The sequence below is a fragment of the Corynebacterium provencense genome, assembly GCA_900049755.1.
Classification (GTDB): domain Bacteria; phylum Actinomycetota; class Actinomycetes; order Mycobacteriales; family Mycobacteriaceae; genus Corynebacterium; species Corynebacterium neomassiliense.
This window is the reverse complement of the sequence record LT160597.1, coordinates 1-916: the sequence shown is the minus strand read 5'-3', so window position 1 is coordinate 916 and position 916 is coordinate 1. Positions and strand designations below refer to the sequence as shown.

1 pseudogene is annotated in these 916 nt (G+C 67.8%); it reads left to right on the top strand.

Features of this window, described 5'->3' with window-relative positions:
- Positions 1-73: 73 nt before the first annotated feature.
- Positions 74-916, top strand: a pseudogene (locus BN3906_RS13695) (aldehyde dehydrogenase family protein); the annotation flags it as partial.

Here is a 916-nt window from a genome sequence, read left to right as displayed (position 1 = left end):
CCGGTCCGACGAACGGGAAAAACCCCCCCCCCCGTCCTGTAAACCACTCAAAGAGTAGAAAAGAACACGCCTCGCCGACACCGCCACCGCCGAAATGGGCAAACCCCTCGGCGAAGCCGTCGGCGAAGCGGAATTCTCCGCCGACATCTTCACCTACTACGCCGACAACGGCCCCACCCTCTGCGCCGACCGGGTCCTCGACGACTCCGACACCTCCCGCACCGTCATCCAGCACCGCCCCGTCGGCGTCCTGCTGGGCATCATGCCGTGGAACTACCCCTACTACCAGATCGCCCGGTTCGTCGCCCCCAACCTCGTCGCCGGCAACACCATCGTGCTCAAACACGCCGAATCCGTCCCCGGCTGCGCCCTGGCCATCGAGAAGATCATCCACCAGGCCCTGCGCGACACCGGCCACCCCGAAGCGGTGTACACCAACATCTTCGCCACCCACGACCAGATCAGCACCGTCATCAACGACCCCCGGGTCCAGGGGGTGTCACTGACCGGGTCGGAACGCGCCGGCGCCGCGATCGCCGCCCAGGCCGGCGCCGCGCTGACCAAAGCCGTCCTCGAACTCGGCGGATCCGACCCCTACGTCATCCTGTCGACCACGGACGTGCACGCCGCCGCCGACGCGGTGGCCGTACGCCTGGAGAACACCGGACAGGCCTGCAACTCCAACAAGCGCATCATCGTCGCCGACGACATCTACGACCGGTTCGTCGACGCCGCCGTCGACATCGTCTCCGGGCTCAGTCCCCGCGATCCCGCGCAGATCAGTGACTACACCGCCGAGCGGATCGACGACATGGTCGAGCAGGTCGAGGACGCCGGGGGTGGCAGGGGCGTCTGTGGCGTCCGTGGCAGCCGTGGCGTCCGTGGCAGCGCTCACAGACCGATGAAGCGGACGGCC